Below are 13,546 nucleotides of genomic sequence, written 5' to 3' on the forward strand. Positions count from 1 at the left end.
CGCACGGCGAGCCTCACCCGTGCAAGGGCAGATCCGCCGGTGTCAGGAGCGTCAGTTCGGCGTCGTCCACGGACTCCAGGTCGACGTCCGGGCCCGCCAGGCGCAGCGCCTGCGCGGCGATCGCCTGCTCCAGCAAGCCGCGGGCCGAGCGCCCGTTGGCGAAGCCGCTGCCGCGGTCGAGCCCGGCCATGACGGCGGGCAGCGCGGCGGTGAGCTCGGGCGCGAGCCGGTAGCCGCGCTGGGCGGTCATCGCCGTGAAGATCGCCGCGAGCTGCTCGTCGGTGTAGTCCGCGAACTCGACGGTGCCGCCGAAGCGCGAGCGCAGGCCGGCGTTGGCGTCGAGGAAGCGGTCCATGTCGGCGGGGTAGCCGGCGGCGATGACGATCAGGTCGTCGCGGTGGTTCTCCATCTGCACCAGCAGCTCGGCGACGGCCTCGTCGCCGTAGTCCGCGCCGCCGCTGCCGTAGCTCTGCACGAGGTTGTAGGCCTCGTCGATGAACAGCACGCCCCCGAGCGCGCGTTCGCACACCTCGCGCGTCTTGGGCGCGGTCTGGCCGAGGTACTCCCCGACCAGGTCCGGCCGCGCCACCTCCACCAGGTGCCCGGACGACAGCAGCCCCAGCTCCCGGTACAGCCGCCCCATGAGCCGCGCGACGGTCGTCTTCGCGGTGCCCGGGTTGCCCGTGAAGACGAGGTGGCGGCTGCTCGCCCCGACCGGCAGGCCGGCCTTGCGCCGCCGCGCGTCCATCCGCGCCCCGGCGACGAGCGCGCGCACGCGCTCCTTCACCGCGTCGAGGCCGATCATGCCGTCGAGCTCGGCGAGCAGGTCGTCGAGACCACGGCGGGGGCCGGCGTCGTCCGTGACGGCGACGCCGGATTCGCCGACGCCCGGCAGGTCCGCGGCGACCAAAGTGGACAGTGCCGACGCCGGGGTGTCCGGCTGGGCCGCGAGCCGGGCCGACTGCTTGCCGATCGTCGACTCAAGCACGCCGCGGGCGGAGCGGCCGTTGGCGAAGCCGCGCCCGCGCGGGATGCGGCGCATGGCCTCGGGCAGTTCCGCGAGGAGGTCGTCGGCGAGCTCGTAGCCCTGGCCCTGCGCGAGGACGCGGTAGATCCCGGCCAGCTCGTCGGTGGTGTAGTCGGGGAACTCGATCCGCGTGGCGAACCGCGAGCGCAGGCCCGGGTTCGTCTCGAGGAACGCGTCCATCTCCTTCGGGTAGCCGGCGGCGAAGACGATGAGGTCGTCGCGGTGGTTCTCCATCTGGAGCAGGAGCTCGGTGACGGCCTCGCGGCCGTAGTCGTCGTCCTTGTCCAGTGCGAGGCTGTAGGCCTCGTCGATGAAGAGCACGCCGCCGGACGCGCGTTCGCACACGGCGCGGGTCTTCTTCGACGTCTCGCCGACGTACTCGCCCACCAGGTCCGGCCGCGCGACCTCGACGACGTGGCCCTTCGGCAGCGTCCCCAGCGCCTGGTAGATCTTCCCGACCAGCCGCGCGACGGTCGTCTTCGCCGTGCCCGGGTTGCCCGTGAGCACGAGGTGCCGGCTGCGGGTCGCGATGGGCAGGCCCGCTTCGCGGCGCCGGGCGTCGATCTGCGCCTCGGCGACGAGCGCGCGCACGCGCTGCTTCACCGAGTCGAGCCCGATCATTTCGTCCAGCTCGGCGAGCAGCTCCTCGATCGGGCGCCCGCCCCGCTGCTCGGCCGCGGCGACGAGTGGTGCGAGGTGGTGCAGCGCCAGGTGGATCCGGCCGTCCGCCGACGGACCGCTCGCGACGGCTTCACGGCCGGCAGCATCGAGCAGGGCTTCGACGCCGCGCGCACCCGCGGAGAGGTTCGCCAGCTGAGCCAGCCGGTCGCGGACGTCCGGGGGCAGGACGAAGGAGCGTTCGGCCGCGACGACGTCCAGCAGCGCGGCCGCGTGCGCGGGCTGCGTGAACCGCGGCATCCGGTACTGCAGCACGGCGGAAAGCAGGTCCGGCGCCTCGGTGCGCAGCCGCTCGACCACCCGCTCGGTGCCCGCGAGCGCGAGCAGGCGGCAGCTGCTCTGGTCGTGCGCGTAGTCCCGCAGTGCGCGTTGCGTCCCCGCGGAATCCTTGTCGAAGAGCGCGTCGACGTCTTCGACGAGGATCATCGCCGGGTCGGTGCGCTGCGAGACGTACCCGCGCAGCGCGCCGCCGGCGGAGTCGTCGCCCAGCACCTCGGCCGCGCCGACCGTGGCGAAGTCCTCGAAACCGACCTCGGCCGCGCCGAGCCCGTCGCGCACCGATCGCCACAGCCGCCGCTGCCCGGTGTGCGGCTCGCCGACGAGCAGCACGAGCGGGTTCGGCTGGCGGGTGCCGGCATCGTTGCGGCGCTCCCATTCCCGGTACGCGACGGTCCACTCGGCGTACGCCTTCTCGTACCGCTCCTGCTCTTTCCGGCCCCAGACCCGGTTGCCGGCGGCGAGCAGGTCGAAGGTCATCGAGCGGGTGTTGCGGGCGAGGTCGTCGATCAGCCCGCCCTGTTTGCCCTTGGGCCGCTCCGGTTCCGGCGGCGGCGGTTCACCCGAGCCGCCCTGGCCGTGCCGCGTGCGGTCGGCCCACGAGACGACCTGCACCACCCGGCTCACGAACTCGGCCGCCGACTCGTCGCCGGAGACGAACGACCCGCTGCCGAGGTTCTCCACCCGGACGGGTTTTTCGGCCGGACGCGCGGGCACCGGCGGCGCGGCGGGACCCGCCGGACGGCTCTGCACCGGCGCGGGTTGAGCCGGCACCGGCGCGGACTGGACCGGCGGTGGCGTGGCTGGGCCCGGCCGCGGCTGCGCGGGCACCGGCCCGGACGGAACCGGGGGCGCGGGCGGAAAACCGGTCTGGACCGGCGAAGGCCCGGATCGCATCGGCGGCGCAGGCGGTGGCCCGGACGGCATCGGCCGTCCGCCTTGCCCACCCGGAGCACCAGGGCCGGCGGGCACGAACGGACCACCACGACCCGATCGCCCCGGACCCTGACCCGGCGGCCCACCGGCGTTCGGCGGCACCATCCGCGTGCCGGCCCGGTACGCCGGATCCGGCGGCACCACCCCGAACTGCCACGCACCACCCGGTCGTGACCACTGCCACGGCTGTCCCGGCACCAGCAGCCACGAAGTGCCGTCCGGTCCGGTCAGCATCGTCGTCCGGCCCGCCGCCGCCTCGGCCTGGGCGGCCTGGAACGCGTCCCACCCCGCGCGCGTCATGTCCCCCGCTTCCCCCTGTCGATCTTCCGGTGCCGCAGCATACGGGGATCAGGGATCCGGGGCGATCACCACTTCAGCGCGGCCTTCACCTGTTTGTCGGCGATGGGGGCCAGCGTGGTCAGGAACGTGGCGGTGAGGTGGTTGTCGTCCATGTACACCAGCACGTTGCCGACCACGGGCGGGCAGGTGTCCTTGTCGCAGAAGTAATCCGTGAAGTCCAGGAACGACACGTTGTCCGGCACGCCGTTCGTGTTCGTGTACGACGGAGTGGCCGGCTGCACGGCATCTCGGTCGAGCACGCACGCCGGGTTGGTCGGTCCCTGCTGGGCGACGCAGGCGGCCATGTTGAACGCGAACCGCGGGTTGTCGCGCAGGGCCACCACGGGAATGCCGGCCTTGTCCATCGCCGACCACTGGTCCACGAAGCCCGGCGGGGTCGTCTCGGGCACGCCCGCGTGGGTGTTCACGCTCGCCAGCGTGACCACGGCGTCGGGGTGCATCGCGACGATCTCGTCGGCCGCGGCCTTGTTCCAGTCCATGCAGGGCTGGTCGCCGGGCATCAGGTCGGCGTTGCTGGAGAACGGGCACGCGCCCTTCAGCATCGACGTCACGGCCCAGCCCTCGGTCTGCACCATCGGCAGGAACGCGGCGAGGTACTGCTGCATGTGCGAGTCGCCGACGAGGACCACGCGTTTCTTCGGCGGGCCGTCGGGGTTCTGGGTGCAGACCTTCAGTTCCTCGTTGCGCGGCGACATCGTGCACTTGTCGTCGGTGATGCCGGCCCAGTCTTCGGGCAGCTTCAGCGTCGGCGGCACGATCGAGGGCTCCGCCGAGCCGCGGTAGACGAACCCGGGCGCGTGCGCGGCGGCGCCGGGGTGGTCGGCGTCCGCGAGCGAGATCGTGTAGTTGGCCTGCGCCGAGGTGTAGGTGCCCCACACGCCGGCCGCGATCAGCACCGGCGCCAGCGCGAGGATGCCGAACCGGTAGGCGCCCCAGCGCTTGACCGTGCCGATCTTCGACAGCCGGATCGGGTTCTCGATGAAGTGGTAGGTGAGGATCGAGAGCACGAACGACGCGCCGATCACCACCGCGCCGCCGAGCAGCCCGACGGCCACGCGGTCGCGCACGACCAGGTAGAACACCAGCACCGGCCAGTGCCACAGGTACAGCGAGAAGCTCAGGTTGCCGAGGTAGCCCAGCGGTTTCGAGCTGAGCCAGCGGTCGGCGCCGAAGACGGTGTCCGTCTGGCCGGCCACGAGCACGAGCCCGGCCGAGAGCGTCGGCCACAGGGCGATCCAGCCGGGGAACACGGAGTCGACGCGCAGCACGATGCCGCACAGCACCAGCCCGGCCACGCCGATCCAGCCGAGCACCACGCGCAGGCCGCGCGGCACCGTGAACGCGTCGAGGAACATCACCATCAGCCCGCCGAGCGCGAACTCCCACACGCGGGTGAGGCCGTGGAAGTAGGCCAGCGGCTGGTCGACCGCGGTGAGGTAGACCGAGTACGCCAGCGAGGCCACGAACAGCGTGATGAGCAGCGTGTTCACCGTGTGGCGCAGCGACAGCCCGAGGCGGCGGACGAGGAAGCCGAGCGCGACGAAGACCAGTGGCCACAGCAGGTAGAACTGGCCCTGGATCGACAGCGACCAGAAGTGCTGGACCAGGCTCGCGCTGTTGTGCTGGGCGAAGTAGTCGACCGAGTCGGCGGCCAGCTGCCAGTTCTCGTAGAACAGCGCGGAGGCGAAGACCTCGCGAATGGTCTGGAACCAGCGGTCCTCGGGCAGCAGCAGCGTGGAGACGACCACCACCGTCAGCAGCACCGTCATCGCGGCCGGGAAGAGCCGCTTGATCATCCGGCCCCACATCGGCCGCAGCTCGATCTTCCCGCGCAGCAGCGCGCGGTAGAGCTGGCCCGTGATGAGGAAGCCCGAGACGAGGAAGAAGACGTCGACGCCGCCGGAGATCCGGTCGAGCCACACGTGGTAGACCACGACCAGCAGCGAGGCGAGGGCTCGCACGCCCTGCAGCTCGGGCCGGAAGCGGCTCTGCGCCGCGGCGGGCGCCGGACGCTTACCGGGTCGTTCGGGGGCGACCACGGTGGTCCCGGACATGCACTTCCTCCCCAAGAGGCCACGCGCGGCGGCCTGATGTTCTGAGCGGCTACTGATCGGTCGGGGCGTGCAATAGCTATACGTGAACGCTCTGTCGCTCACGCATCCGGGGTACCTCGATCGAGCCGTCCGGGGCGCCGGGCACCGCGATCGATATCTTGGACCGTGTGCCCCCTGACTCCGTCCGACCCACCGTCCGCCGCGCTCGCATAGCCGACGTCCGCAAGATCAAAGCACTGGTCGACGCCGACGCCGGCCGCGTGCTCCTCGAGAAAGACCTGGTCACGCTCTACGAGGCGATCCAGGAGTTCTGGGTGGCGGTGGACGAGGACGGCACCGGCGACGAGGACGTGCTCGGCGCCGCCGCGCTGCACGTGCTGTGGGAGGACATCGCCGAGCTGCGCACGGTCGTGGTCGACAAGGCCGCCCGCGGCCGGGGCATCGGTCACGCGCTGGTGGGCCGCCTCGTCGACGAGGCGCGCGACCTGGGCCTCAAGCGCCTGTTCGTGCTGACGTTCGAGACGGAGTTCTTCACCCGCCACGGCTTCGTCGAGATCGACGGCACGCCCGTGTCGCACGAGGTCTACGAGGAGATGCGCCACTCGCTCGACCCGGGCGTCGCGGAGTTCCTGGACCTGCCCTACGTCAAGCCGAACACGCTGGGCAACTCGCGCATGCTGCTGGAGTTCTAGCCCGGCAGTTCCAGCCCGGCCTCGCTCGCCACCGGCCGGGTGCCGTTGACCCGCGTGCGCCGCCGCACGAAGCCGAAGGGCAGGTCGCCCGGGTGATCAGCTCACCCGCAGCGTGATCCGCTCGCCCGCCCGGCTCACGTCGACGAGCTCGACGTGAGCCGCCGCGTACGTCAGCTCGTGCGGCCCGCGCCGGCCGGTGTGCAGCTGCGCCGCCGTCTGCTCCCCGCGCCCCGGCTGGCTCAGCGTCACGGCCACGACCGCGTCACCGGGCCACACGCACGTGACGTTCGCCGGGCACCGCGAGTCGTCGACCAGGCGGGTGTAGCGCACGGTCAGGTCCTTGGTGCCCAGCTGCGCCTCCTGGCCCACCCCGAGCGTCACGTCCCGGCCGGCCTCCGCCGGCACGGTCCCCACCACCGCGGCCGGCTGCGGCAGCGGCGCCGCCCCGTCGAGCGTGTGCGCGAGCGCCACCGAACCCCCCGCGCCCACCGCGAGCACGGCGACAGTCCCGATGGCCAGAGCGAGCTTGTGCGCGTCCATGTGATCAGGACGGAAGGATCACCGGTCCCGGTTGCACGAGGACCCGATCAGAAGTCCTCGTCGTCCGAGCCGCCCGCCGGGGCGTCGCCGCCGCGGATCATGAAGAGGACGCCCTCCAGTTCTTCCGGCTTGATGAGGACGTCGCGGGCCTTCGAGCCTTCCGAGGGGCCGACCACGCCGCGGCTTTCGAGGAGGTCCATGAGGCGGCCGGCCTTGGCGAAGCCGACGCGGAGCTTGCGCTGGAGCATCGAGGTGGAGCCGAACTGCGACGTGACGATGAGCTCGGCCGCCTGGAGCAGCACGTCGAGGTCGTCGCCGATGTCGGGGTCGATTTCCTTCTTCTCGCCCGCCTTGGCGGCCGTGACGCCGTCGGTGTAGTCGGGCTGGGCCTGGTCCTTGGCGAACGCGACGACGGCCGCGATCTCCTCGTCGCCCACGAACGCGCCCTGGATGCGCACCGGCTTGCCCGCGCCCATCGGCAGGTACAGGGCGTCGCCCATGCCGATGAGCTTCTCGGCGCCCGGCTGGTCGAGGATGACCCGCGAGTCGGTGAGCGACGACGTGGCGAACGCCAGCCGCGAGGGCACGTTGGTCTTGATCAGGCCGGTCACGACGTCGACCGAGGGCCGCTGCGTGGCCAGCACCAGGTGGATGCCCGCGGCGCGCGCCTTCTGCGTGATGCGCACGATCGCGTCTTCCACGTCGCGCGGCGCGGTCATCATGAGGTCGGCCAGCTCGTCGACGATCGCCATGATGTACGGGTACGGCCGGTACTCGCGCTCGCTGCCCGGCGGCGCGGTGATCTCGCCCGAGCGCACCTTGCGGTTGTAGTCGTCGATGTGCCGGACCTTGTTGACCTGCATGTCCTGGTAGCGCTGCTCCATCTCCTCCACCAGCCAGGCCAGCGCCGCGGCGGCCTTCTTCGGCTGGGTGATGATGGGCGTGATCAGGTGCGGGATGCCCTCGTACGGCGTGAGCTCGACCATCTTCGGGTCGATGAGGATCATGCGGCACTCGTCGGGTGTCGCGCGGGCGAGCAGCGACACCAGCATCGAGTTGACGAAGCTCGACTTACCGGAACCGGTCGATCCCGCCACCAGCAGGTGGGGCATCTTCGTGAGGTTCGCCGTGACGAAGTGGCCCTCGATGTCCTTGCCGAGCCCGATCACCATCGGGTGGTTGTCCTTGACCGTGGACGGCGCGCGCAGCACGTCGCCCAGGCGCACCATCTCGCGGTCGGAGTTCGGCACCTCGATGCCGACGGCCGACTTGCCGGGGATGGGCGCGAGCAGGCGGACGTTGTCCGTGGCCACGGCGTACGCGATGTTCTTCGTGAGCGCCGTGATCTTCTCGACCTTCACGCCCGGGCCGAGCTCGACCTCGTAGCGCGTGACCGTGGGCCCGCGGGTGAAGCCGGTGACCTGGGCGTCGATGCTGAACTGGTCCAGCACGCCGGTGATCGCCTCGATCATGGCGTCGTTGGCCTTGCTGCGGGACTTCGGCGCGTCGCCGAGCTTCAGCAGGTCGGGTGACGGCAGCTGGTAGTCGCCCTCGACGGTCCGGGTCATCGCCATCGGCGGCTCCGCCGCCTTTTTCGGCTTCTTCTCCGGCACCTCTTCGGCGGGCTTCGGCTTCGGCGGGCGCACCGGCGTCGGCGGCTCGGCGAGCATCGCGTCGAGGTCGAGCTGCTCGCCCTCGGGGTCGGCGCTGCTCTGGCGCCGGCGCGACGGCTTGCGCAGCCGCACGGCCTTCGGGTCGGCCTCGACGACCTCGTCGGTCTCGGGTTCCGCGCCCTCGCCCTCGAGGTCGGCCAGCTCGTCCTCGTCGAGGCCCCACGTGCGCAGGCGGTGCGGGATCTCGCGCACGGGCGTACCGGTGAACACCAGCACGCCGAACAGCAGCGCCAGGATCAGCAACGGCACGGCGACCCACGTGGTGACGCCCTTGGTCAGCAGGCCGCCGGAGAACAGCCCGACGATGCCGCCGGCGTACATGCGGCCCTCGTTGGTTTCGGGCAGGGCCGTGAAGATGTGCAGCATCCCCAGCACGGACAGCACGACCAGCACCGTGCCGATCACCATCCGCGGGCGCGTCTCAGGGTTCGGCTCCGACCGCATCAACGCGACCGCCACCACGACCAGGACCAGCGGCAACGTCACCGCGCCCGCGCCCAGCACCGTGCGCGTCGCGACCTCCACGGCCGCGCCGATCGGCCCCGCGGCCCGCCACCACACGCCCACGGCCGCGACGATCGCCAGCGCGATCAGCCCCAGCGCCAGCCCGTCGCGGCGGTGTTCCGGCTCCAGCTCCCGCGTGCGCCCGACCGTGCGGGCCAGCGAGCCGACGCCCTTGGCCACCAGGTTCCACGTGCCGCGCACCCCGCGCCCGAACGCACCGGACTTCGCCTTCCCCCGCCGCGGCGCGGGCTTGCGGGCGGTGCTCCTCGGCCGCGACCCGGAGGCACGTGACCCGCCCGAGCCCGACGAACGCGCCCCGGAACCCCCGGACGACCGCGGCTTCGCCGGCGTGCGCGAACCACGCGCCGGTGCCTTCCCGCCGCTTCCCGCCGTGCTCCGCTTCCTCGTCGCCGACCCAGACATGCCTCCACGGTAACGGCCCGGGACCGATAGTCACATGCGCCACTCTCAGCGCAGGGGAAACAATCGTCTCGGATGTCCCCGCCGACCTGGCGGGTTCCGCTCAGCAGAGCGATCCGGCGGCCGCGACGATCTGCTCGGCCTTCGCCTGGTCGACCGACCCGTCGGCGCCGGTGAAGTACCAGGTCGCGCTCGCCGGCACGGCCGCGTGGTCCTTGCCTCGCGCAAGGTCGTCGCAGAGGTCGTGCGCGTGCACGACGGCGCGGGCCTCGTTGGTGACGAGGCCGGGGTCGATCGAACCAGCGCGGGTGCGCGCCGGTTCGTCACGGAGCCGAGGTCACGTGGTCAACCACCCCGACGGTCCGAGATCCACCCCATGACAAACTCTGCCCATGTTCGCGCTGCAACAGGACGACTTCCCGGCCCCGCGCCGTGCTCCGGCGATCTGGCGGACGATGCTCAACATCGACCGTGGGCTGGTCAACCTCGTGGGCCGCCTGACGGTGTCGGGAGCGGTGCCGCGCCAGCTGCGGGGGCGGCCGTTGCTGATGGCGGCGAACCACATCGGCGTGTTCGACGCGTTCGTGCTGATGGCGGCGTGCAAGCGGATCGGCATCAACCCGCGGTTCATGCTGGCCGGGGGCATCCTGGACGCGCCGGTGATCGGGCCGGCGTTGCGGGTGAGCGGGCACCTGCGGGTCGACCGCAAGCACGCGGCGACGGCCATCGGGCAGTTCGCCGAGGCCGTGGCGGAGCTCAAGACCACGCGGGAGCCGATCATCGTCTACCCGGAGGGCCGGATCAGCCACGACCCGGGCCTGTGGCCGGAGCGCGGCAAGACGGGGGCGGCGCGCCTGGCGCTGGCCGCGGGGGTGCCGGTGATCCCGATCAGCCAGTGGGGCGCGCACGAGGCGGTGTACTGGGGCACCGAGACCGTGAACGGGCCTGCGGATCTGGTGCCGCTCGCGCGATCCGGCCTGAGCGCGCCGCTGCGGCGGCCGCGGTTCAAGGTGCACTTCGGGGCGCCGGTGGACCTGTCGGACGTCGAGCCGGAGCGGCCGGGCGCCGGGGTGCGGGCGCACGCGAAGATCATGCAGGCGATCACCGACGGCCTCGTGCCGTTGCGCCGTGACGAGCCGGTGCGGCCGCGGTTCAACGACCCGACGCGGCCGACGGACACCGTGAGCCCCTGGAAGCCGGGGCCGCCCACCCCTCGGACACCACAGTCCTGAACCCGCGCTTTCGCCTAGAGTCGCGGGGCGTGAGCACACGCATCCTCGTCGTTTACTACAGCGCCACCGGCAACACCGCCGCCCTCGCCTCCGCGCTGGCCGAGGGCGCCCGGGAGACCGGTGCCGAAGTCCGGGTCCGGACCGTGCGCGAGACCGCGCCGCCCGAGGCCGTCGCGAGCAACCCCCGCTGGCAGGCGTGGGTCGACTCCGGGCCGCACCACGAGTACGCCACCCTGGCCGACCTCGAGTGGGCCGACGGCCTCGCCGTGGGCAGCCCCACGCGCTTCGGCGGGCCCGCGGCCCAGCTGAAGTCCTTTTTGGACAGCACCGGTGGCCTGTGGGCGCAGGGAAAGCTGGCCGACAAGGTCGCGACGTCGTTCACCACGGCGTCGACCGCGCACGGCGGCCTCGAGGCGACCGTGCTGGCCACCAACAACATCTTCTACCACTGGGGCGCCATCGTCGTGCCGCTCGGCTACGGCGACCCGCACCTGAAGGAGTCGGGCAACCCCTACGGCGGCTCCTTCGTCTCGCGCAAGTCCGCCGCGCCCGACGACCTGGCGCTCGGCGCACTGACCCGGCAGGGCAAGCGTCTCGCGACGATCACCACCCACGTCGCCACCGGACTGACTGCGCCGATCATTACCAATCCGACCACAGTTACGGCCGGATGACTTCGTAGTGATGGTTACGCGCCGCGTGGGGGTCGGCCTACTTTTGGCCGGATTGGTAAGTCGGACGATAACCGCTAAATCGGTTTCGGTGGTGACGCGAAAGTCGTACTGTCGACGACCGTGACCACCGAACTGCCCGTCGTCACGCCACCCCGCGCCGCGCACCGTGGCCGCGGGGTGGCGTTCGTGCTGCTCGCCGCGCTGTTCTTCAGCACGTCCGGCACGCTCGGCAAACCCGCGATGGCCGCCGGGATGACACCGGAGCAGGTCGCGACGTTCCGCATCGGCTTCGCGGGCCTGCTGCTGCTCGCCGGCACGGCGGCCCTCGCGCCGCACACGCTCAAGGTCCGCCGCGGTGAATGGCCGATGCTGCTCGCGTACGGCCTGCTCGGCGTCACCGGCACGCAGCTCGCCTACTTCATCGCCGCCGACCGCGTGCCCGTGGGCATCGCGATCCTGCTCGAGTTCCTCTCCCCCGTGCTGATCGCGCTGTGGGTGCGCGTGGTCCGCCGCACGCACCTGCCGCGCGCCATGTGGGCCGGGATCGCGCTCGCCATCGTCGGTCTCGCGCTCGTCGGCCAGGTCTGGCAGGGCCTCACGCTCGACGCGATCGGCCTCCTCGCCGGGCTGGGCGCCGCGGTGTGCTCCGCCGGCTACTTCCTCATCGGCGAACGCGCGGTCGCCGACCGCGATCCCCTCGGCCTGGTCACGTGGGGCATGGTCGTCGGCGCCGTGGTCGTGTCCGTGGTCAGTCCACCGTGGACGATCCCGTGGTCGCTGCTCGACCACGCCGTGGAGTTCGGCCCTTGGACGCCACCGATCTGGCTGCTGCTGACGTTGCTGGTGCTGCTTTCGACCGTGCTGTCCTACCTGCTCGGCATCACAGCCCTGCGCCACCTGCCCGCTTCGGTCGCCAGCGTGCTCGGCCTCCTCGAACCCGTCACGGCGACGGCCTTCGCGTGGGCCCTGCTCGGCGAGGCCCTGGCGTGGCCCCAGGCGCTCGGCGCGGCGATCCTGCTCGGCGGAGCGTATGTGGTGCAACGGTTTTCGAAAGGCGTGACCTAACCCTGCCGCGCGGGCCGGATGGTCAGGTCGCCGATCTCGACGTCGTCCGGCTGCTCGATCGCGAACGCGATGGCGCGCGCGACGGCCTCCGGAGCGATGCCGAGCGCCGCCATGGCCTCCTGGGCCTGAGCGCGCTGCGCGGGGTCCGCCACGTAGTCGACGAGCTCCGTGCGGACAAACCCCGGCGAGATCGACGTCGTGCGCAGCACCCCGTCGGTCGACTCCTGGCGCAGCGCCTCCAGCAACGTGCGAACGGCGTTCTTGGTCCCCGCGTACACCGCCTGCGCCGGCACGATCTTGAGCCCCGACGTCGACACGGTCGTCACGAGGTGCCCGCTGTCCTGCTCCCGGAACACCGGCAGCGCGGCGGCGATGCCGTGCAGGACCCCGCGCAGGTTGACGTCGATCATCGCGTCCCAGCTGTCCACGTCGAGGTCGCCCACCGGGGCGATCCGTGCGACACCCGCGTTGGCCACCAGCACGTCGAGCCGGCCGAACCGGTCCACGGCGGCCGCCACCAGCCGTTCGAGATCGGCCCGCTTCGTCACGTCGACGTCCAGCATCTCCGCGCGCCCGCCCGCGGCCCGGATCCGCGTCACGACCGCGGCCAGCCGATCGGTGCGCCGCGCGCCCAGCACGACGGCCGCACCGCGGGAGGCCAGCTCCCGCGCCGTCGCCTCCCCGATCCCGCTGCTCGCGCCGGTGATGGCGACGACCTTGCCCTCCAACGTGCTCATCTCGACCTCTCCGCTCTAAACTGACAACTGTCCGATTACGGTTCCCACCGTACCGGACAGTTGTCCACTTAGTCGAACGGGAAGCGAGGTGACGCCGGTGGCGAGCCGTGAGCTGCGGTCCGACGCGGTGGCCAACCGGGACCGCATCGTCGAGGCGGCGCGGGCCGAGCTGAGCAGGTCCAACGGGGCGATCGACGACCTCAAGCTCCACGGGGTCGCGAAAGCCGCGGGCGTCGGCCAGGGCACGCTCTACCGGCACTTCCCCACCCGCGAGCACCTGCTGGCCGAGGTGTACCGCCACGAGCTGACCCAGCTCGTCGACGCCGTGCCGCCGCTGCTGGCCGAGCACCCGCCGCTGCTGGCTCTGACCCACTGGCTGCACCGGCTGGTCGAGTACGCGCGGGTCAAACGCGGCGTCATGGCGGCGATCGAGGCCTCGGCGTGGCACGACCTGTACTCCGGCCAGCACCACCGGCTCGACGAAGCGCTCGGCACGCTGCTGGAGCGCGGGCAGGCCGCCGGTCAGGTGCGCGACGGGGTCGATGCCGCCGACGTAATCCTGCTTCTGGGCGCGCTGTCGCGGATCCCCGAGGCGGAGTGGGAGCCGCGGGCCACGACGGCCGTCACGGTCGTGGTCGACGGGCTGCGCCCGCCGAAAGAACCGGCCTAGCCGAATAC

The 13,546-nt window shown here is 72.0% G+C and carries 12 protein-coding genes; 6 read left to right on the top strand and 6 right to left on the bottom strand.

Annotation, left to right across the window (positions count from 1 at the left end; translation table 11 throughout):
- Positions 1-13: 13 nt before the first annotated feature.
- Both AB0878_RS22500 and AB0878_RS22505 read right to left on the bottom strand, forming a co-directional pair.
- Positions 14-2,755 (bottom strand): AAA family ATPase, encoded by a 2,742-nt coding sequence (locus AB0878_RS22500; RefSeq protein WP_366582199.1) that lies wholly within the window; start codon positions 2,753-2,755, stop codon positions 14-16.
- A gap of 527 nt (positions 2,756-3,282) precedes the next feature.
- On the bottom strand, positions 3,283-5,331 hold the full coding sequence (locus AB0878_RS22505) for an acyltransferase family protein (protein ID WP_366582200.1): 2,049 nt from the start codon (positions 5,329-5,331) through the stop codon (positions 3,283-3,285).
- Positions 5,332-5,498: 167 nt separating this feature from the next.
- Here AB0878_RS22505 and AB0878_RS22510 point away from each other — a divergent pair, with 167 nt between their 5' ends.
- Positions 5,499-6,023, top strand: coding sequence for an amino-acid N-acetyltransferase (locus AB0878_RS22510; RefSeq protein WP_366582201.1), 525 nt, complete (start codon positions 5,499-5,501; stop codon positions 6,021-6,023).
- A gap of 96 nt (positions 6,024-6,119) precedes the next feature.
- Here AB0878_RS22510 and AB0878_RS22515 read toward each other — a convergent pair whose 3' ends face one another.
- Both AB0878_RS22515 and AB0878_RS22520 read right to left on the bottom strand, forming a co-directional pair.
- Positions 6,120-6,563, bottom strand: coding sequence for a hypothetical protein (locus AB0878_RS22515; RefSeq protein WP_366582202.1), 444 nt, complete (start codon positions 6,561-6,563; stop codon positions 6,120-6,122).
- 47 nt (positions 6,564-6,610) lie between these two features.
- Positions 6,611-8,941 (bottom strand): DNA translocase FtsK, encoded by a 2,331-nt coding sequence (locus AB0878_RS22520; protein ID WP_366582203.1) that lies wholly within the window; start codon positions 8,939-8,941, stop codon positions 6,611-6,613.
- Between AB0878_RS22520 and AB0878_RS22525 the strand changes: the two genes are divergently transcribed.
- Positions 8,913-9,176, top strand: coding sequence for a hypothetical protein (locus tag AB0878_RS22525; protein ID WP_366582336.1), 264 nt, complete (start codon positions 8,913-8,915; stop codon positions 9,174-9,176). The two genes, AB0878_RS22520 and AB0878_RS22525, sit on opposite strands and share 29 nt — an antisense overlap.
- Before the next feature lie 87 nt (positions 9,177-9,263).
- Here the strand turns inward: AB0878_RS22525 and AB0878_RS22530 are convergent, their stop codons facing one another.
- Positions 9,264-9,455, bottom strand: a complete 192-nt coding sequence (locus AB0878_RS22530) for a DUF732 domain-containing protein (RefSeq protein ID WP_366582328.1) — start codon at positions 9,453-9,455, stop codon at positions 9,264-9,266.
- A gap of 97 nt (positions 9,456-9,552) precedes the next feature.
- On the opposite strand from AB0878_RS22530, the gene AB0878_RS22535 reads away from it, so the two are divergent.
- From AB0878_RS22535 to AB0878_RS22545, 3 genes are all read left to right on the top strand, one after another.
- Positions 9,553-10,392: a lysophospholipid acyltransferase family protein gene (locus AB0878_RS22535; protein WP_366582204.1), complete on the top strand. Its 840-nt coding sequence runs from the start codon at positions 9,553-9,555 to the stop codon at positions 10,390-10,392.
- A 29-nt stretch (positions 10,393-10,421) separates the two neighbouring features.
- Positions 10,422-11,066: an NAD(P)H:quinone oxidoreductase gene (wrbA, locus tag AB0878_RS22540; protein WP_366582205.1), complete on the top strand. Its 645-nt coding sequence runs from the start codon at positions 10,422-10,424 to the stop codon at positions 11,064-11,066.
- A gap of 120 nt (positions 11,067-11,186) precedes the next feature.
- Positions 11,187-12,131 (top strand): DMT family transporter, encoded by a 945-nt coding sequence (locus AB0878_RS22545; protein ID WP_366582206.1) that lies wholly within the window; start codon positions 11,187-11,189, stop codon positions 12,129-12,131.
- Here AB0878_RS22545 and AB0878_RS22550 read toward each other — a convergent pair.
- On the bottom strand, positions 12,128-12,868 hold the full coding sequence (locus AB0878_RS22550) for an SDR family oxidoreductase (RefSeq protein ID WP_366582207.1): 741 nt from the start codon (positions 12,866-12,868) through the stop codon (positions 12,128-12,130). The two genes, AB0878_RS22545 and AB0878_RS22550, sit on opposite strands and share 4 nt — an antisense overlap.
- Before the next feature lie 97 nt (positions 12,869-12,965).
- On the opposite strand from AB0878_RS22550, the gene AB0878_RS22555 reads away from it, so the two are divergent.
- Positions 12,966-13,538, top strand: a complete 573-nt coding sequence (locus AB0878_RS22555; protein ID WP_366582208.1) for a TetR/AcrR family transcriptional regulator — start codon at positions 12,966-12,968, stop codon at positions 13,536-13,538.
- The last annotated feature ends 8 nt before the right edge of the window (positions 13,539-13,546 follow it).

This window comes from Amycolatopsis sp. NPDC047767 (genome assembly GCF_040704195.1).
Taxonomy (GTDB): domain Bacteria; phylum Actinomycetota; class Actinomycetes; order Mycobacteriales; family Pseudonocardiaceae; genus Amycolatopsis.